This window comes from Rhizobium sp. SRI_017 (assembly GCF_057586295.1).
Map to the genome: position 1 here is coordinate 193532 of NZ_JBYCZP010000003.1, position 16919 is coordinate 210450.

The window sequence follows — 16919 nt, forward strand, 5'->3', positions numbered from 1 at the left end:
GAAATGACATTGCAAATGGACAACATGATTTGCCGAGCAAGGGGCTACAGGGTCGCGACCGGCCGTCTCGGAGGCGTCGCTTTCATCTGGCTGACATCCTGCCTCTGAATTGCCACAGTTTTTCCGCTTTGCCCCGCGCCGGCAATTCACTATGGAACGGTCATGAATATGCCGGAGGGAGCAATTTGGCAGGAAAACTGATCCGCAGTCTCGCCGCCGCGCTGCTGCTGGCGCTGCTGCCGGTCGCCGTGATGGCGCAGGCACCCGGAACCAACCAGGCCGACCAGACGCAGCAAGCAGTTGCCGCGGCAGTCGAGGCGTTGCAGACCAAGGTGAAGGGCGAACTCGAGGAAGCGGCACTGGCGCTCGAGGACCTCAAGGTCAAGGTCGATAAGGCGGTGTCCGCCGATGCCAGACTCGCCGAGCTCAAGATCGAGGTCGACAAGGTGTCGTCGGCGATATCGGCGGCGCTTTCTGAGATCAACGGTCGCCAGACGCTCGTTGCCAAGCGCATCGAGGAGCTTGGCAAGCCCGTCGAGGGCCAAGCCGAAGATGCGACGATCGCCGCCGACCGCAAGCGATTGCAGGACGAGCGGGCACAGATCACAGCCATCGCCTCCGACGGTGAGGTCATCCGCAACCAGGCGGTGGATCTTTCCGGTCGGATCATCGATCTTCGGCGCACGTTGTTTACCGAGACCATCTTCCGTCATACCGACGTCAATGGCGACCTCTTCGACAATGCCGGCAATGCTGCTGTCGAAGTCTGGCGGTCACTTCGCGCGACGACCTCAAATTCGCTGGAATTCATGTGGCGGTTCAAGAGCGAGGGCCTGTTCCTGGCCATCGGCGCCACCATCCTCTTCGCCATCGTGCTGGCGATCGTCCTCCAGCGCTTCTTTAGCCCGCTGATCCGTCGTGATCCTGACAACGCCAATCCGCATTACATCCATCGCCTCTCGGTCACCTTCTGGTCGGCGACGATCCCGGCGATGGCGCGGGCCTTCGTCATCCTGTGCGGGCTCGGTTTCCTTTACAGTTTCAACGTGCTGCGCTTGGACCTGTTCGACATCCTGCGTGCCGCGGCCTGGGCGGGTCTCGGTGTCTACTATGTCTGGAAGCTGGCGCGTGGCATCGTATCGCCAGGCAAGCCGCAATGGCGGCTGGTGGAGGTCTCCGACCGGGGTGCGAACCGCATCGTCGCCTTCGTGGTTGCGCTCGCTGCGATCAACGGGCTCACCTATGTGCTGGGCGTCATCAACGCTGCGCTCGATGCGCCCTTCGTGCTGACCGTGGCCGAGAGTTTCGTCGCATCGATCGCGACCGGCATCACGCTCATTCTGCTCTCCTTCCTTCGCCCTATGGACGGCGTGGCGCAGAACAGCGCAGCCTGGCCGAGGCTGATCCGCTTCCTGGTGCTGATGGTTGGCATCGGCCTGATCGTGACCGCGCTTTCCGGCTATATCGGCCTTGCGAAATTTGCGTCGTCACAGATCGTCGTGACAGGTGCGATCGCTGTGACCATGTATCTCGGCTTCCTGGCTGGCCATGCCGTCTCGCAGCACAATGCCTTTGCCCGGACGGCGCTCGGCGAGATGCTGACGGCGAAGTATCAGCTGAGCGAGGTCCGGCTCGACCAGTTCGGGCTGGTCACAGGCTTGCTGCTCTATCTCCTGGTCATGCTCGCGGGCCTGCCGCTCATCATGCTGACCTGGGGTTTTCGCGGCGCAGACATTTCGACGATCTTCGTCCAGGCCTTCACCGAAATTCATGTCGGCAACATCAATATCTCCCTGCTGGGCATCCTCGTCGGCATCCTGCTGTTCTTCGCCGGCCTGTTCGTCACGCGCTGGTTCCAGCGTTGGCTCGACGGCAATGTCATGGCGCGCTCGCAGATCGATACCGGCGTGCGCAACTCGGTCAGCACTGTGCTCGGCTATGCCGGCATCGTGATTGCCGCCTTGCTCGGCATTTCGGCCGCGGGTTTTGACCTTTCAAGCCTCGCGCTGGTCGCTGGTGCTCTTTCGCTCGGCATCGGCTTCGGCCTGCAGACGATCGTGCAGAATTTCGTCTCGGGTCTGATCCTGCTGGTCGAGCGGCCTTTCAAGGTCGGCGACTGGATCGTCAATGGACCGGTCGAAGGTTTTGTCCGCCGTATCTCGGTGCGCGCGACCGAGATCGAGACGTTTCAGAACCAGTCGATCATCGTGCCGAATTCGCAGCTCATCAACGCTGCCGTCGGCAACTGGACGCTGCGCAACAGCGTGGCCCGCAGCGAGGTCCCCGTGTCTGTCGCCTATGACAGCGATCCCAAGCAGGTAATGGATATCCTGCTCGACCTCGCGCGGAGCCACCCGTTGGTGCTTACCATGCCGGAACCAAATGTCGGCTTCCAGGCCTTCGGCCAGTTCTCGATGGATTTCGAACTTCGCTTCCATGTTGCCGACATCTTCCAGGGCGGGCCGGTGCGCAACGATATCCGTGTCGCGATCATCAAGCGATTCCGCGAGGAGGGAATCGAGATCCCGCTGCCGCAGCGAGAACTCAATGTACGGGTGAAAGGTGGCGTGCCTGCGGCCGCGCTTGAGGACGCACTCGCCGAAGAAGGACTGCCGTCTGAGGTTATTCGCAGGGTCGTCGAGCGCGCCGAGCACGGCGCACCGCGTCGCGGCCGCAAGGTCGACCTCGCCGACGACAATGATGGCAGCGCCTTCGATGGCATGCACCACGCGTTGCGCGATGAGGACGACGAGGCGGATGAAGGCGACGAGACCCGCTAGGCCGCGACGGCTTCGAACATGGCTGTGTCGAGCATGAAGGAACCGTCTGCCTCGATCGCGAAGTGACGGCGGACTTCCTCGGGCGCGCTGTCCTGCACTATGCGGATTGCGACAGCGAGCGCTTCCGGCGTCGCCATGCGGGCGATCCAGACCGGGAAGTCCATGCGCAGGCGCCAGGTGCTGACCTGCTTCACGGCAAAGCCTGCCTTCTCCAGCTTCTCCCGCCATTCAGCCTCGGAATAGTCGCGGACATGCGAGGTGTCGCGCAGCAGTTCGACGCCCTGCAAGTGAGTGTCGAGCAATGGTGACGCCGCCGCGACGACATCGACGAAGATCGCCGACGCCCCCGGCTTCAGCACGCGACGTCCCTCGCGCAGGCCGGCATCGACATCCTGCCAGTGGTGGGCGGAGAAGCGACAGCCCAGCATGTCGAAGCTAGCATCCTCCAAGGGTAGCGTCTCGACGGAGCTCTGCACGGTTTTGACGGTGGCGAACCCACGCGCCGTTGCCGTGTCCCTAACGGCCGCCAGCATGTCGGCCGAAAGATCGCAGGCGACAGTCTCGCCTGCGTGGGGCGCCATCGCATACGTCACATGCCCGCCGCCACATCCCAGATCGATCGCACGCGCTGGACGGATCGTAGCTGCGATTTCAGCAATACGTGCAAGATCGGCGCCTTGGGAATGCACGGCACTTTCGACATAGGCCTTGGCGCGCGGGCCGAACTGGGTGGTGACATTGGAATCATGGGCGGATTTCATCGGTCTCTCCTGTCGTTTGCATGCAGGGTGCACGAAATTTATTCTGTTACAAGAGTGCCATTTATCCTGTTATACATGCTTCCATGAACGACGATGAGCAGAGACGATTGCTGGGTACCTTCATCCGCACACGACGAGAAGCGATGGAACCCGGCGGTGGTGGGCGGCGTAGGACACCGGGCCTTCGACGGGAGGAGCTCGCCATGCGGGCTGGCATCAGCGCAACCTGGTGCGCCTGGCTCGAACAGGGTAGAGAGGTTCGCGCATCGCCGCATGCGCTGTCGCGTCTTGCCCATGCGCTGACACTCACCCAAGCTGAGCGCGCCTATCTCTTCGAGCTCGCGGGGCGGCACGATCCCGAAGCGCCGGTGCCGGCTGCTTCGTCTCCTGTACCGCCGTCGCTCGACGCTGCGGTGAACGCGATGGTTTCTCCCGCCTACGGGCTGGACCGGTTCTGGAACGCATGCTGCTGGAACGCCGCTGCCGAAGAACTCTTCTCCGGTTGGCTGGACAGGGGAGGACGTCCTAACCTTCTACGCTTCATCTTCCTCGATCCCGCTGCCAGGACTCTCGTTCCGGACTGGGAGACGCGCGCGCTGCGACTTCTCGCCGAGTTCCGATCCGATTTCGGCCGCGGGCTGAACGACCCTGACATGACCGGTATGGTCGACGACCTCGCCGCGGAAAGCTCGCTCTTTGCCCGCGGCTGGCAGCGGCAGACAGTCCTGGCGCGCGAAGGCGGCATGCGCACGTTTCGCAACGGAGACGGCGAGTTGCGCCGCTATGAGCAGCATACGCTCACGCCATCGGACCGGCCGGACCACAAACTCGTCCTGCTGGTGCCCAAAGCCTGAGACTTCCGGTTCACATCCGGCGGCAGGTTCAAAAATATGACAATATCCCGGATTCTCGGGGAACAATCTTAACCCTTCCGAAAAAAATTGCCTGTTATTGGTGGTTTTATGGGATGTTGCCGGAAAGGGCGGGCATGGATTTCCTAGGTGTTTCCGGAATGCATTATTCCGGTGAGTCTTTGAAGGGCAACCGGATCCTTGTGGCTGAAGACTCGAATGTCTTCACCTCAATGATCAAACAGCGATTTCGCGAGCTTCTCGAGATCGATGTCGAGATCTGCCGCAATTTCGAAGAGCTGCAATTGGCTAATGAGAAGTCGGATGTGCCGATCCGGCTGGCGATCTCGAACATGAATCTTCCCGGCGCGGAGCAGGGCGAGGCGCTCAACTATCTGGTCGATGTCTCCATTCCGACGATCGTATTCACCGGCACGCTTCATGAAACGGCGCGTGACAAGCTACTATCCAACCAGATCGTCGACTACATCATCAAGGACAGCGTTTTTGCCGTCGACATGCTGGTCGAGGCGGTTTGCCGGTTCCTGACCAACCATACGCATCATGTGCTGATCGTCGACGATAGCCAGACGGCGCGTGCGCTGCTCACCACGCGGTTGAAGCGCTACAATTTCAAGGTTAGCGCGGCGGAGGGCGGCCAGAAGGCACTTGATATCCTCAAGGCCAATCGTGACATCACCCTGATGATCACCGACTACAACATGCCTGATATAGATGGATTCGAACTGACGCGGCGCGTCCGCGCCCATATCGGCTCGCATCAGTTGCGCATCATTGGCGTTTCGTCCTCGACCGACCGCCTGCTGTCAGCCCGTTTCCTCAAGGCTGGCGGCAACGATTTCATGATGCGACCGTTCATCGACGAGGAGTTCTACTGTCGCGTCAACCAGAACCTGGACACGCTATCGCAAATGAAATTCTTGCTCGACCGTCAGAAGAAGGTTTGAAGGCCGGCGTCTCGGTACGGCACGACGGTGCCATCCAGCGGTTGATTATTTTTGAGGAGATTGGCCCTTATCACAACTCTGCCTCTTATTTTGGCACCTTCTTAACTGTTCCGAAAGCACGCAGGGAATATCGTTCGCCGATAGAATTCATGATGCTGGGAATCAGGCAGGAAGCGGTCTATCCGGTTGCTGCAACAGATACTGCATCAATCTTCTGACCTTGGGGCGAGTTACGGGGGACAGCCGGACGTGGGGTTTCGCAGTAACGCCAATAGCGCGGGACGGCCGAAATTATTCGAGGGGCAGCGCGTGCTCCTGGTCGAAGACACCCGGCTTTACAGCGTTGCAGTCCGCAGCTTGCTCGAATCTCGCTTCGGCCTTGTCGTCATTCACTGTGCTACCTTTTCCGCGCTCCGGCGGGAAATCGAGTCGGGTGGCGAAAAGTTCGATGTCACCATTCTCGATCTTTGCCTCGCAGACGCTCCGAACGGCGAGGCGCTGGACTATGTGATGCGCAGTTCCATCCCGGCGATAGTCTTCTCCGGCTATACCAGCGATATCAGACGCGAGGAGATCCTCGCCAACCTTGCCACCGAACTGGTCTACAAGAACTCCCCGCGATCGCTTGAAAATCTCGCCGATGCCATTGAGCGCCTGTTGTCAGCCAATCGGCCGAACGCCTTGCTGATCGATCCTGCCGACGAGGATGTGTCGGATATGCTGAAGGCAATGGACGGCAGCAATTTCCTGGTGACCCATTGCCAGACGAGCGAGGAGGCGCTTGCGACGCTCGACGCCTCGACAAGCGCGACCGAACTCGTCATCATCAGGCATGACGTGGCAAGTGCGAACAATTTTGCTGTGCTCGAGACGCTTGCCCTGCGGTTCGGTGAGGAGGCGGTCCGGGTTGTCGGCTTCGCATCCGAACCTGCGCCCGGCGAAGCGAACCGCTTCCTCAAGGCAGGTGGAGACGACTTTCTGCAGTTGCCGATGAGCACTGCCGATGTCGAAGGCCGGCTGGGCCATACGATGAATATACATCGTCAGATCCAGTCACTGCAGCGCATGGCATCACGTGACTATCTGACGGACATGCTCAACCGGCGCTACTTCTTCGATCGCGGTCCGAAAATGGTCGAGATGTGCTTGCGCCAATCGGCACCGGTCTGCGCGGCTCTGGTCGATATCGATCATTTCAAGCGGCTGAACGACACATACGGCCACGAGATCGGCGACCTTGTGCTCAAGGCGGTATCCCGCAGACTGCTGCAACTGGTCGGTGAGAAACAGCATCTTCCCGCGCGGATCGGCGGCGAGGAATTCGCGCTGCTGCTGACCAATATGGATATAGAGCAGGCTTACGAGTTCTGCGAGCGGATCCGAATTGACATCTCAAAAACCAAGATCGTTGTCGACGATGAGGACCTCTCGGTCACCGTGTCGATGGGGCTAGCCCATATTTCTGGTTCGGAAACCTTCGACAACTATCTCAATGCGGCCGACCAGTATCTCTATCTGGCGAAGCATTCCGGCCGCAACCGCGTCTTCTCGGACTATCAGGTCCTGAAGATCGCCGCGTCCTGAGACGCGGCGTCCTCAATTACATCACCGCACCGTTAATGCTCGGCATCGTCGAGAGATGCTTGCGGTCGGCGCGTTCCTGCTGCGGCGAGCGGCCGTAGAGTTCGCGGTAGCATTTGGAGAAGTGTGAGGCCGAGACGAAGCCGCAGGCGACCGCCACTTCGACGACCGGCATCGATGACTGCACGAGCAGGTGCCGGGCGCGGTCGAGACGGATCTCGAGATAGTAGCGCGCAGGCGAGCGGCCCATTTCCTGACGGAACAGGCGTTCGATCTGGCGGCGCGACAGGCCGGCCTTGTCGGCGATGTCGACCAGCGACAGCGGCTCGGCGAGATTGTTCTCCATGATCTCGATGATCGACAGCACCTTGGAGTTCTGGACGCCGAGTCGCGCGCGCAACGGCAGACGCTGGCGGTCGGAGGCGGACCGCACGCGGTCCGTCAGATGCTGCTCGCAGACTCGGTTGACGAGGTTGTCGCCGAAATCCTGGCGGATGAAATGCAGCACCATGTCGAGCGATGCCGTGCCGCCGGCGCAGGTATAGATGTTGCCGTCGATCTCGAAGAGGTCGGCATGGACGTCGGCCTGCGGGAAGGCTTCGGCGAAGCCCGGCAGGTTCTCCCAGTGAATCGCACAGCGCTTGCCATTGAGCAATCCTGCCTGCGCCAGGACATGGGCACCAGTGCAGAGGCTGCCGACCGCAATGCCGCGGTTGTGCACTTCACGCAAATAGGCGTTCACCGACTTGTTGCGGAATTCCTCGACATAGATGCCGGAACAGACCAGCACCATGTTGGGGCGGTTCTCGCCCGTCAGGTAGCGACGCTCGTCGGCAAGCGCGGTCTTGGCTTCGAGCGCGATGCCTGAGGACGAGTAGACCTTCAGGCCGTCGACCGAGGAAAGACGCCATTGATAGGCCTCGTAACCGAGCATGCGATTGGCGATCCGGAGGGTTTCGACCGCTGCCGAAAAGGGCAGCATGGTGAAATTCGGGACGAGGAAGAAGACGATCGTTCGCTTGATCGATGGCTTCTTGGGCAGGGGAAAGCTCTCGGGCCGCATGGTCTTCCTCTCAATGTCGCATGAGAACAAAGTCGTCTATATGCGCCACGAAACAATTGCGCAATAGCGACATGAACTTGACGGTTTGCGCCACGATCTTGAGAGAGTGAAGATCAGCGCGTCATTTCGGTCTGGGGAAGTGTCGCGGCTGGGATATGAAAACGGCAAAAGGAAATTGGATGCAATCTAAAATAGGAAACTGGTCCCGGCTCAGCAGTCGTTTGACTGTTGCCGGGACCGGATTACGGCTTTGTCACTTTGCATTCGTGCGCTCCGCAGCCCGAAAACCGATATCCTTCATAACGGAATAGGGCAGCGATTCGATATCGCGCATCATGCGGTATTCACGCCACTTGCCGACGATCGCAGCGACAAAGCCAGTCGTGGTAAAGTGTGTACGGGTCCGGCCGGAATGGCCTGTTCCATAAGTGGTGGTACGCATTTCAGTCTCTCCTTAGGTTTGAGGTCATCCTCAGTTTCGAAAGTAATTCACGTTGATACATAAGACAAACGAATATGACTGATGTTATCGATCAGAGAAATTGACGAATCCGTCCTGATCGGGTGCAACGCCGAGGTCGCGGGCGACATAGCTCGGCAGACGTGCCAGTTCGCGACGCAGACGAGCCTGGCGGCTGGAATGCCTCGCCTGACGCAGGCTGGTTTCGATTGCGCCGGCCAGAGCCGACGGGGTGAATGATGACAGTCTCATGGTCTTCTCCTTTCGAGTTTTCGAGGCTGCTTGTCCTGAACGTCTTGACCTTGCGCTTTATTTGATGTTCAATCAAACGAATTGAAGTGAAGCTATCATTCAGAAAAACTGATGGAGAGCCAGATGGCACAATCCCTGCCGGCATCCCTTCCGCTTCTCGAACTCGACGTGATGAAGACCTTCATCGCGATCGCGGAAACGGGGAATTTCACGACCGCCGCCGAGGCGGTGTTTCGCACGCCTTCCGCCGTGTCGATGCAGATCAAGAAGCTGGAGGATACGCTCCGCGTGCCGCTCTTTCGGCGCGACGCGCGCTCGGTTTCGCTCACGCATCATGGCGAGATGCTGCTCTCCTATGCCAAGCGGCTGATTTCACTCAATAATGAAGCGGTCTCCCGCTTCGTCGTTCCCGAGATGAGTGGTATCGTCAAGCTCGGCGCCCCCGACGATATCGGCGAACTGATGCTGACAGGCATCCTGGGCCACCTCGCGCAGACGTGGCCGCAGCTCGCCATCGACGTCACGATCGAATCCTCCGCAAACCTGCACAAGGGCGTTGAGGAGGGCAGGCTCGACCTCGCGCTTTATAATTTCCTCAACGCCGTTCGCGCCGATCCGGCGGAGAAGGTGATGAGCGAGAGGCTGGTCTGGGTCGGCAAGAAGCATGGCCAGGCGCATCTCAAGAAGCCACTGCCGATCTCGGTATGGGATGCGGGCTGCATCTGGCGCACGCGCGCGCTCGAGGAACTGACCAAGTCCGAGATCGAATTCCGCATTGCCTACTTCTGCGGCAGCCATATGGGCCAGACGGCGGCAATCCGCGCCGATATCGCAATCGCGCCGCTTGCTCGTTTTCTCGTCCGCGACGATATGGTGGTGCTCGGTGAGCGCGACGGCTTGCCGGATCTCGGCACCTATGACATCGGCCTCGCCGTCCGGAAGGGAGCGTCGCAGCCGGCACTGGCTGTGGCCGACTACATCCGTTCAGCACTGGGCGATTATGCCAACCAGCAGCCGACTGCAGTCGCCGCCTGACTACTTCTCGTCCACTCTAACCAAAAGCGCGCCATTCCGGCGCGCTTTTCGTTTTGAAGCTCAGCCCCGCTCGCGGCGCCGCCTGCGTCCGCCGCCTTCACCGTCACCACCAGCCGTGATCACCTTGCGCTCGGGCAGGGTTACGACCTTGGCAAGTTCGGGGAAGGCATCGACCTTGTTCGGCATCGCCATGGCGTCGATGAAGAGCTGCTGGAAATGCGGTTCAAGCGCGGTTTCGATCTTCTCGATCTTCGAGACCATCTTTTCGATTTCGCGGCGATGATCGCGGTTGAGCAGCGCCATCAGCGCACCGGTGCCTGCGGCATTGCCGACGGCCTTGACGTCGTTGAGATCGCAATCCGGGATCAGGCCGAGCACCATGGCGTATTTGGGATCGATGAACGAGCCGAAGGCGCCGGCGAAGCGGATCATGTCGACCTTCTCGACGCCCTGCTTTTCCATCAACAGCTTGATGCCGGCATAGAGTGCTGCCTTGGCGAGCTGGATCGCGCGGACGTCGTTCTGCGTCACCGTAATCCGCTGTTCGCCATCGCGGAGCATGTAGGAGAAGGTGCGACCGTTCGGAATGATGCGCGGGCTCTTCTCCGCCATGGCGCCGTCGACGACGCCGTCTTCCGAGATGATGCCCGAGAGATACATTTCTGCGACGACCTCGATGATCGCCGAGCCGCAGATGCCGGTGACACCGGTGCTGGCCGCGTCTTCTTCGAAACCATCCTCGTCGGACCACTTGTCGACGCCGATGACCCGGTATTTCGGTTCGAGGGTGACGGGATCGATGCGCACACGCTCGATCGCGCCAGGTGCGGCCCGCTGACCGGACGAAATCTCGGCGCCTTCGAAGGCGGGGCCGGTCGGGGAGGAGGCGGCGACGACACGCTGGCGGTTGCCCAGCACGATCTCCGCATTGGTGCCGACATCGACGAGCAGCATCATCTTGTCCTGGCGATAGGGACCCTCCGACAGCGTTGCACCGGCGGCATCGGCGCCGACATGGCCGGCGATGCAGGGCAGCATGTAGACGCGGGCGCCGCGGTTGACCGATATGTCGATCTCATGCGCCCAGTATTGCAACGCGCCGGAGACGGCGAGCGCGAAGGGTGCCTGGCCGAGTTCGGTCGGGTCGATGCCGAGGAACAGGTGGTGCATGATGGGATTGGCCACGAACACCATGTCGAGGATGTCGGTGCGGTCGGCTCCGCCTTCCTCGCAGACCTTGCCGATCAGACCATTGACGGCTTCGCGTACGGCGATTGTCATCGCTTCGCGGCCATCCGGGTTCATCATGACATAGGAGACGCGGCTCATCAGATCTTCGCCGAAGCGGATCTGCGGATTGGACGTGCCCGTCGAGCCGACGATGCGGCCGGAAAGCAGCGAGACGAGATGCATGGCGATCGTCGTCGAGCCGATATCGCAGGCGATGCCATAGGCCTCGTTCTTGAGGCCTGGATAGAGCGCGACGATGAAGGGGCGCGACGAATCCATATCGCGGTGAATGGCGGCGGTGACGCCCCAATTGCCCTTGCGCAGAATCGACTGGACCTGAGGTATCAGGTGAGGTGCGACCAACAGGTTCTTGAAACCCCAGTCTTTTTCGATCATCAGCTTCAGCCGGTCGAGGTCGCCGAGCGGTTTGTGCATGTCGGGTTCTTCGATCTCGACATAGCAGAGCTGGACCGCGGCATTGCGTTCGATGACGCGATCGGTCGCGGCCTTGCGGACGACCTGAGCATTGACCACGGTGTCCTGCGGCACGTCGATGACGAGGTCACCGAGGATCTCAGCCGAACAGGAGAGGCGGCGCCCCTCGGGCAGGCCGCGGACGCGGTCGTAGCGTTCTTCCTTGGCGCCACGCGCCGTGATGTGGTCATTCGACGAGACGATCTTGTGCTTGGCGAAGTTTCCTTCCTGCACTTCGACCTGACAGCGGCCGCAGGTGGCGCGTCCGCCGCAGACGCTTTCGACATAGACGCCGAGCTTGCGGGCAGCTTCGAGCACCGGCGTGCCGACCGGGAAGCGGCCGCGCTTGCCCGAGGGCATGAAGAGAACGAGGGGGTCTTTCTGCGTGCCTTCGGTCATGTTGTACTCGTTGTCGGCCGGGCCATCCGTGCGCATTTCAATCTTCTTTCCGAATACAGTCGGTATCAGACTGCACCTTCAATGCCGGTTACAATATTCAGATCCCGACATGCAAATATCACCCTGCAGCTTTCTGCAGGGTGATTGTGCGGTTTGGCCACGAAATCAGACGATTCCGAGCTTTACCGAGGTAACCACGGATATGATCGCGATTGCCGAAATGGCCGCATTCGCCCAAAAGGCTATCTTGATCATCCTCGTCTGTTGCTCGGGCCCAACCTTTTTGGCGAGGGCGTAGAGAAACAATCCCATCGAGAAAATAAGCAAAACGAAGAGGACCGGCACGAGATAGGTTTTCGATGCCTCGAAAAACCTGCGGAATTCCGCGGCGTCGGGAAAAATCAGAAATTTCAGAGTGAGTGCTATGGCTACCGCTATTGCGAACGTACCAAGCTGTGTCTTCATCATTCTGCCTGTTTCCCGGACGCCGTATCAATCCTCTTATACCGATGCGCCACCGGTGCGAGCCGCGCGACCGCCGCGGCGTCCCGGTGCAGCCGACGATGCAGCCGGGGTCGGCGCTTGCGCCACACCAGCTTCGGCGGGCTTATAGTCGCGATAGGTCTTGATCCAATGGGTGCAGTTCGGGTCGGTGCCGTTGAGCACGTTGGCCGCGCGGACGGCTTCCATTTCCTGCGGGCGGCACGGGTTCATGATCGCGGAGGTCATGCCGGCGCCGATCACCATCGGGATGAAGCCGCCATTGATGCCGTGGCGGTGCGGCAGGCCGAAGGAGATGTTGGAGAGGCCGCAGGTGGTGTTGACCTTGAGCTCCTCGCGCAGGCGACGCAGCAACGCGAAGACCTGACGGCCGGCATCGCCAAGCGCGCCGATCGGCATGACGAGCGGGTCGACGACGACATCCTCGGGCTTGATGCCATAGTCCATGGCGCGCTCGACGATCTTCTTGGCGACGGCGAAGCGGACGTCCGGGTCCATGGAAATGCCGGTCTCGTCGTTGGAGATCGCGACTACGGGCACGTTGTACTTGGCGCAAAGCGGCAGGATGGCCTCGAGCTTTTCTTCCTCGCCGGTCACAGAATTGACCAGCGGGCGGCCCTTGGCCACTTTCAGCGCGGCTTCGATGGCAGCCGAGACCGAGGAGTCGATCGAGAGCGGCACATCAACCAGGCCCTGGACGATTTCGAGCGTTTGCACCAGCAGGCCCGGTTCGGTCTCGTTCGGATTGACCGAGGTGACGCCCGCATTGACGTCGAGCATCGTGGCGCCGGCGGCCACCTGCTCGAGTGCGTCCTTGATGACGGTGTCGAAATTGCCTTCGATCATTTCGGCGGCGAGCTTCTTGCGGCCGGTCGGATTGATGCGCTCACCGATCACGCAGAACGGCTGGTCGAAGCCGATGATGATTTCCCGGGTAGCGGAGGCGACGATTGTGCGAGTCATTGTTGTTCCTTGGTGGATCGGGACTGAGGGTTCTTATAGGGATGTTTTGTTGAAGGCAAAGTCGCTGATCCGGTCAGTCCATCGAGTGATCGACGAGCGAGTCCGGCGTTTCCTCAAGCATCTCGCGCATGTCGCTGCGTGGTGTGCGCTTCCACGGTGTGCGTCCCTTGAGGACGCCGGACTCGTGGACGATTTCGGAGACATATTCTTCCTGGCGGTAGGCCATGACATGGATGCCCGATACGCCCTCGATCTCCTTCACCTCGTTGATGATGTCGATGCAGAGCTGCTTGCCTTCCTTCTTCTGGTCCTGCGCGCCTTCGAGACGGGCGATGATCGAATCGGGAATGTGGATGCCCGGGACGTTGGAACGGATCCAGCGCGCGGTCTTGGCCGAGGCCATCGGGCCGACACCAACCAGGATGAAGCACTTCTCGTGCAGGCCGAGATCGCGAACCCGCTTCATGAATTCCTTGAACATCGGGATATCGAAGCAATATTGGCTCTGCACGAATTGCGCGCCAGCCTCGATTTTCTTGCCGAGTTGGAGTGCCCGGAAGTCGAAGGGCGGCGCGAAAGGGTTGACGGCTGCGCCAAGAAACACTTTGGGCGGGGTCGTCAGCTTTCGCCCCGAGAGGAACTTCGAATTGTCGCGCATGATACGGATGGTCTCGAGCAGCGACATGCTGTCGAGGTCGAAGACCGGTTTGGCGCCCGGCTGGTCGCCGGCCTGCACGCCGTCGCCGGTCAGGCACATGATGTTGGCCACGCCCATGGCGGCTGCGCCCAGCACATCGCCCTGGATGGCGATGCGGTTCTTGTCGCGGCAGGCGATCTGCATGATCGGCGCATAGCCCATGCGTGTCAGCAGCGCGCAGATGCCGACCGACGACATGTGGCAATTCGCACCTGAGGCGTCCACTGCATTAATGCCGTCGACCCAACCCTCGAAGATCGCCGCGCGTTCATAGACATCCTCCGGATTGGCGCTATCGGGCGGATTGAGTTCTGCGGTGACGGCAAATTCGCCGCGGCGAAGCACGCGCTCCAGCCGGCCGAGAGAGGAGTGGCCGGGCAGGGGATCGAGCGGCAGGTGCGGCCCAAGCGGATTTTCATCGATATGGACCATCGATCAGGCGTCCTTGTTCTGCAACGCTTCGCGCTCGGCTGCCGCGACGGCAGTCACGCGCAGCCAGGCCGACGTCTCGCGCAATGCCTGGTCGACCGGCTTCTGCACGTTCAAGATCTTGTCGCCATGCACCATGTTGCGGGATCCTTCCCAGGCCTTCACCCACACACACGGCATGTCGGGCTCGACCTCACAGTTTCCGTTTGCCCTCACCCCGCCGCACGGACCGTTGCGGAGCTGCTTGGGACAGTTCATCGGACAGCTCATGCCGGTCGATGAGAGCACGCATTGCCCGCACATGCGACAGTCGAACATCAGGCCCTTGACCCGCTTCTCGACGGCCTTGATCGGCCATTCGACCCTGGAGTAGCCGATCGCCTTCCAGAGCGGATGTAGCATCAGGAAGGCGCTGGAGAATTTGTCGTAGAACCATTCGAGCATCCGCGAGTGGCGGATGGACCAGAGCCGGATCGTGTAGCTCCGTTTGCGCCGGGCCACGGCCGACACCCCGGCCGGTGTATAGGCGCCCGTCGTTGCCTTCTTGCCTGCGGCGGCGTTGCCGGGCCTTGGTTCAGACATTGTCGCGTCCCCCGGCTTTGACGAGCGCCACCAGACGGTCGCGGTCATAGGCAGCTTCGAGCTCGGCGGCGGCCTTGTCGGCCTCGGCCTCGAGATCATCGGAAACGGGCGTCGGTTCGGCCTTGCGCCATTCGGCGAGATAGTCGTCCGTTTCGGCCGCGCCAGTCCGCATGGCGCACATGTCGATCGCTTCGGTGAAGCGCAGCGAGAGCTCGCGCTTGGCGCTGGTCCGCCCCTTCTTGATGATCACCTGGGCAGGAATGTCGCGCCAGTAGACGATGATGCGGTCGGCCATGAAATCAGTACTCCCTTTCCCGGCACAATGGTGAGGAAAGGGCCAATCTGCACGGCTAGGCACGACGTCGCAATCGTCTTATTGCGACAGCCCCCCGTCGCGCACCGGGAAGTGCTGCTTTTCAGCCGAAGAAGTTGAGAAAGGCCTGCCAGTACACGGGTATCTGATGAATGAAATAGGGGATATTGGAGAGGATTTCGTAGCCGACATAGCTGACGACGATGGAAAAGACGAGACCGACGATCGCGCCGACTCCCATCAACAGACCGTCCCGTTCGGTAAGCCCAAGCCCCATGAGCGCGAGCGCCAGGGAAGGTCCCATGTTGCCGAGTGGTATCGGCAGGAAGACGATGAGCGCGAGGATCAGTGCGAACAGCCCCATCACGCGCTCGACCATCCGGTTGCCGCTGAAGAAGCGCGGCTTGATGATCTTTTCGGCCCTGTTCATCCACGGAATGAATTTGTCGAGCACGGCCGAAAATGCCTTGTTGTCGAAGGCGTAGTCGCGGAGCCGCTTGGGCAGCCAGATCGTGTCGAGCCGCGAAAACGCCATCTGGCAGGCGATGAACACTAACGGCAGCCCAAGGACGAATGTCGCGCCCGGGGGCAGCGGCACGAGGTTGGGAAGACAGAAGACGACAAGAAAGGCGCCGAACGACCGGTCGTCCATCGCGTTTGCGATCTGCCCCAGGGTAATCTTGTCGCCCGCGCTGTCGGAAACGTGACGCAGGAGTTCGGAAAGCTTTTCCGGCTTTTCGGAGGCTTTGCGATGACTCAAGCCGATATCCATTTCAATTTCCGACACTTTGCACCCACAGTCCGCTTGTCTTCACTCTAAGCCGGATAGCTTAAAGGTCATTTATCAATCGAATGAGACAACGGATGACAAAAGCCGCTTATTTGCGGCTTCTGTCAGAATGGACTGTCACGCATAGTGATTTATGAATCAAGCCGCCGCGTCCTTGAGAGCGGGTGTCAGGTCACCATAGCCAGTGAAACGATACTCGTAATCGAGCTTCAGATAGTCGGCCGCCCATTTTGCCTTGGCTTGAAGGGCTGGATCCTCGGTCTGCGCCAGGTAGACGACCTTGGTGTAATTGCCAAACACCATGTCGCGCAGCTCGGGATGCTTGTCGAGCTTGAGCGGCTCGATCACGAACGCCTCGAACTGGCGGGTGATGAGGTCGGTCAGGTAGAATGCGGTGAATTCTTGCTCGCACTCGGCGAGGAATTTCTCGGTGCCGGTGAAGAAGGCGTAACAGTGCGGGCCCGCGATGCGTTCGACCCCTTCCTCCTCGCAGATCTTGTCGAGCTGCCCCTGCGTGCCGCATTCGGCATAGCCGATGAAGATCCGCTCAATGCCTTCGGCACGCGCCTCGGCAATTTTCTGGCGCATCGCAGGCGCGATCTTCTCCGGATAGACATGCCAGATCGCCGGCAGACATTCGAGTTCGAGATGGTCGAGGCCATTGGCTGCCTTGATCGCCAGAACTTCGCGTGCGATTGCGCCGCAGGCGATCACGCGGAGTTTGTGGGGGGACTTTTCGGCAACGGCGTTCATCGGCGTTCCTGTGCTTTGATCATATCAATATAGGGGT

18 protein-coding genes are annotated in these 16919 nt (G+C 60.4%); 6 read left to right on the forward strand and 12 right to left on the reverse strand.

Features of this window, described 5'->3' with window-relative positions; all coding sequences use genetic code 11:
• The first annotated feature begins 185 nt into the window (after positions 1–185).
• Positions 186–2780 (forward strand): mechanosensitive ion channel family protein, encoded by a 2595-nt coding sequence (locus AC2YI2_RS08635; RefSeq protein ID WP_487386054.1) that lies wholly within the window; start codon positions 186–188, stop codon positions 2778–2780.
• Here the strand turns inward: AC2YI2_RS08635 and AC2YI2_RS08640 are convergent.
• Complete coding sequence (locus tag AC2YI2_RS08640; protein ID WP_487386055.1) at positions 2777–3541, reverse strand: class I SAM-dependent methyltransferase; 765 nt, start codon at positions 3539–3541, stop codon at positions 2777–2779. The genes AC2YI2_RS08635 and AC2YI2_RS08640 overlap by 4 nt on opposite strands.
• An 83-nt stretch (positions 3542–3624) precedes the next feature.
• On the opposite strand from AC2YI2_RS08640, the gene AC2YI2_RS08645 reads away from it, so the two are divergent.
• The 4 genes from AC2YI2_RS08645 to AC2YI2_RS08660 all read left to right on the forward strand — a co-directional run bounded on the left by AC2YI2_RS08645 (position 3625) and on the right by AC2YI2_RS08660 (position 6944).
• Positions 3625–4395, forward strand: coding sequence for a helix-turn-helix transcriptional regulator (locus tag AC2YI2_RS08645; protein WP_487386056.1), 771 nt, complete (start codon positions 3625–3627; stop codon positions 4393–4395).
• Positions 4396–4529: 134 nt separating this feature from the next.
• Positions 4530–5360, forward strand: coding sequence for a response regulator (locus AC2YI2_RS08650; protein ID WP_487386057.1), 831 nt, complete (start codon positions 4530–4532; stop codon positions 5358–5360).
• Positions 5357–5578, forward strand: a complete 222-nt coding sequence (locus AC2YI2_RS08655; RefSeq protein WP_487386058.1) for a hypothetical protein — start codon at positions 5357–5359, stop codon at positions 5576–5578. Before AC2YI2_RS08650 ends, AC2YI2_RS08655 begins: the two co-directional genes overlap by 4 nt.
• 91 nt (positions 5579–5669) lie before the next feature.
• Complete coding sequence (locus tag AC2YI2_RS08660; protein ID WP_487386059.1) at positions 5670–6944, forward strand: GGDEF domain-containing response regulator; 1275 nt, start codon at positions 5670–5672, stop codon at positions 6942–6944.
• A 16-nt stretch (positions 6945–6960) separates the two neighbouring features.
• Here AC2YI2_RS08660 and AC2YI2_RS08665 read toward each other — a convergent pair whose 3' ends face one another.
• From AC2YI2_RS08665 to AC2YI2_RS08675, 3 genes are all read right to left on the reverse strand, one after another.
• Positions 6961–8004, reverse strand: a complete 1044-nt coding sequence (locus tag AC2YI2_RS08665; RefSeq protein ID WP_487386060.1) for a GlxA family transcriptional regulator — start codon at positions 8002–8004, stop codon at positions 6961–6963.
• A gap of 253 nt (positions 8005–8257) precedes the next feature.
• The gene (locus tag AC2YI2_RS08670) at positions 8258–8446 is read right to left on the reverse strand and encodes a hypothetical protein (RefSeq protein WP_487386061.1); all 189 of its coding nucleotides are present in this window, start codon (positions 8444–8446) and stop codon (positions 8258–8260) included.
• 84 nt (positions 8447–8530) lie between these two features.
• Positions 8531–8716 carry a hypothetical protein gene (locus AC2YI2_RS08675; protein WP_487386062.1) on the reverse strand — a complete coding sequence of 62 codons (186 nt, stop codon included), beginning with the start codon at positions 8714–8716 and terminating at the stop codon, positions 8531–8533.
• A 123-nt stretch (positions 8717–8839) separates the two neighbouring features.
• Here AC2YI2_RS08675 and AC2YI2_RS08680 point away from each other — a divergent pair, with 123 nt between their 5' ends.
• Entirely contained in the window at positions 8840–9751 is a 912-nt protein-coding gene (locus AC2YI2_RS08680) for a LysR family transcriptional regulator (RefSeq protein WP_487386063.1), read from the forward strand.
• Between the two features lie 60 nt (positions 9752–9811).
• Here AC2YI2_RS08680 and AC2YI2_RS08685 read toward each other — a convergent pair whose 3' ends face one another.
• The 8 genes from AC2YI2_RS08685 to AC2YI2_RS08720 all read right to left on the reverse strand — a co-directional run bounded on the left by AC2YI2_RS08685 (position 9812) and on the right by AC2YI2_RS08720 (position 16882).
• Positions 9812–11890, reverse strand: coding sequence for an ASKHA domain-containing protein (locus AC2YI2_RS08685; protein WP_487386064.1), 2079 nt, complete (start codon positions 11888–11890; stop codon positions 9812–9814).
• 129 nt (positions 11891–12019) lie between these two features.
• Entirely contained in the window at positions 12020–12322 is a 303-nt protein-coding gene (locus tag AC2YI2_RS08690; RefSeq protein ID WP_487386065.1) for a hypothetical protein, read from the reverse strand.
• A 33-nt stretch (positions 12323–12355) separates the two neighbouring features.
• Positions 12356–13318 carry a methyltetrahydrofolate cobalamin methyltransferase gene (locus AC2YI2_RS08695; RefSeq protein ID WP_487386066.1) on the reverse strand — a complete coding sequence of 321 codons (963 nt, stop codon included), beginning with the start codon at positions 13316–13318 and terminating at the stop codon, positions 12356–12358.
• Between the two features lie 73 nt (positions 13319–13391).
• Positions 13392–14447: a methylenetetrahydrofolate reductase gene (locus AC2YI2_RS08700; RefSeq protein ID WP_487386067.1), complete on the reverse strand. Its 1056-nt coding sequence runs from the start codon at positions 14445–14447 to the stop codon at positions 13392–13394.
• 3 nt (positions 14448–14450) lie between these two features.
• On the reverse strand, positions 14451–15026 hold the full coding sequence (locus AC2YI2_RS08705; protein ID WP_487386068.1) for a methylenetetrahydrofolate reductase C-terminal domain-containing protein: 576 nt from the start codon (positions 15024–15026) through the stop codon (positions 14451–14453).
• Positions 15019–15321, reverse strand: a complete 303-nt coding sequence (locus AC2YI2_RS08710; RefSeq protein WP_487386069.1) for a virulence factor — start codon at positions 15319–15321, stop codon at positions 15019–15021. The genes AC2YI2_RS08705 and AC2YI2_RS08710 overlap by 8 nt, the downstream gene beginning before the upstream one ends.
• A 121-nt stretch (positions 15322–15442) precedes the next feature.
• A complete protein-coding gene (locus AC2YI2_RS08715; RefSeq protein ID WP_487386070.1) occupies positions 15443–16111 on the reverse strand; it encodes an exopolysaccharide biosynthesis protein in 669 nt (222 codons plus the stop codon).
• Between the two features lie 156 nt (positions 16112–16267).
• Positions 16268–16882 (reverse strand): DUF1638 domain-containing protein, encoded by a 615-nt coding sequence (locus AC2YI2_RS08720; protein ID WP_487386071.1) that lies wholly within the window; start codon positions 16880–16882, stop codon positions 16268–16270.
• Between the last annotated feature and the right edge of the window lie 37 nt (positions 16883–16919).

Coding starts and splice junctions, on each gene's coding strand:
- AC2YI2_RS08650 (WP_487386057.1), top strand. CDS start 4,530: ATGGATTTCCTAGGTGTTTCCGGAATGCATTATTCCGGTGAGTCTTTG.
- AC2YI2_RS08700 (WP_487386067.1), bottom strand. CDS start 14,447: ATGGTCCATATCGATGAAAATCCGCTTGGGCCGCACCTGCCGCTCGAT.
- AC2YI2_RS08720 (WP_487386071.1), bottom strand. CDS start 16,882: ATGAACGCCGTTGCCGAAAAGTCCCCCCACAAACTCCGCGTGATCGCC.
- AC2YI2_RS08685 (WP_487386064.1), bottom strand. CDS start 11,890: ATGCGCACGGATGGCCCGGCCGACAACGAGTACAACATGACCGAAGGC.
- AC2YI2_RS08695 (WP_487386066.1), bottom strand. CDS start 13,318: ATGACTCGCACAATCGTCGCCTCCGCTACCCGGGAAATCATCATCGGC.
- AC2YI2_RS08715 (WP_487386070.1), bottom strand. CDS start 16,111: ATGGATATCGGCTTGAGTCATCGCAAAGCCTCCGAAAAGCCGGAAAAG.
- AC2YI2_RS08690 (WP_487386065.1), bottom strand. CDS start 12,322: ATGATGAAGACACAGCTTGGTACGTTCGCAATAGCGGTAGCCATAGCA.
- AC2YI2_RS08710 (WP_487386069.1), bottom strand. CDS start 15,321: ATGGCCGACCGCATCATCGTCTACTGGCGCGACATTCCTGCCCAGGTG.
- AC2YI2_RS08645 (WP_487386056.1), top strand. CDS start 3,625: ATGAACGACGATGAGCAGAGACGATTGCTGGGTACCTTCATCCGCACA.
- AC2YI2_RS08665 (WP_487386060.1), bottom strand. CDS start 8,004: ATGCGGCCCGAGAGCTTTCCCCTGCCCAAGAAGCCATCGATCAAGCGA.
- AC2YI2_RS08680 (WP_487386063.1), top strand. CDS start 8,840: ATGGCACAATCCCTGCCGGCATCCCTTCCGCTTCTCGAACTCGACGTG.
- AC2YI2_RS08670 (WP_487386061.1), bottom strand. CDS start 8,446: ATGCGTACCACCACTTATGGAACAGGCCATTCCGGCCGGACCCGTACA.
- AC2YI2_RS08705 (WP_487386068.1), bottom strand. CDS start 15,026: ATGTCTGAACCAAGGCCCGGCAACGCCGCCGCAGGCAAGAAGGCAACG.
- AC2YI2_RS08675 (WP_487386062.1), bottom strand. CDS start 8,716: ATGAGACTGTCATCATTCACCCCGTCGGCTCTGGCCGGCGCAATCGAA.
- AC2YI2_RS08640 (WP_487386055.1), bottom strand. CDS start 3,541: ATGAAATCCGCCCATGATTCCAATGTCACCACCCAGTTCGGCCCGCGC.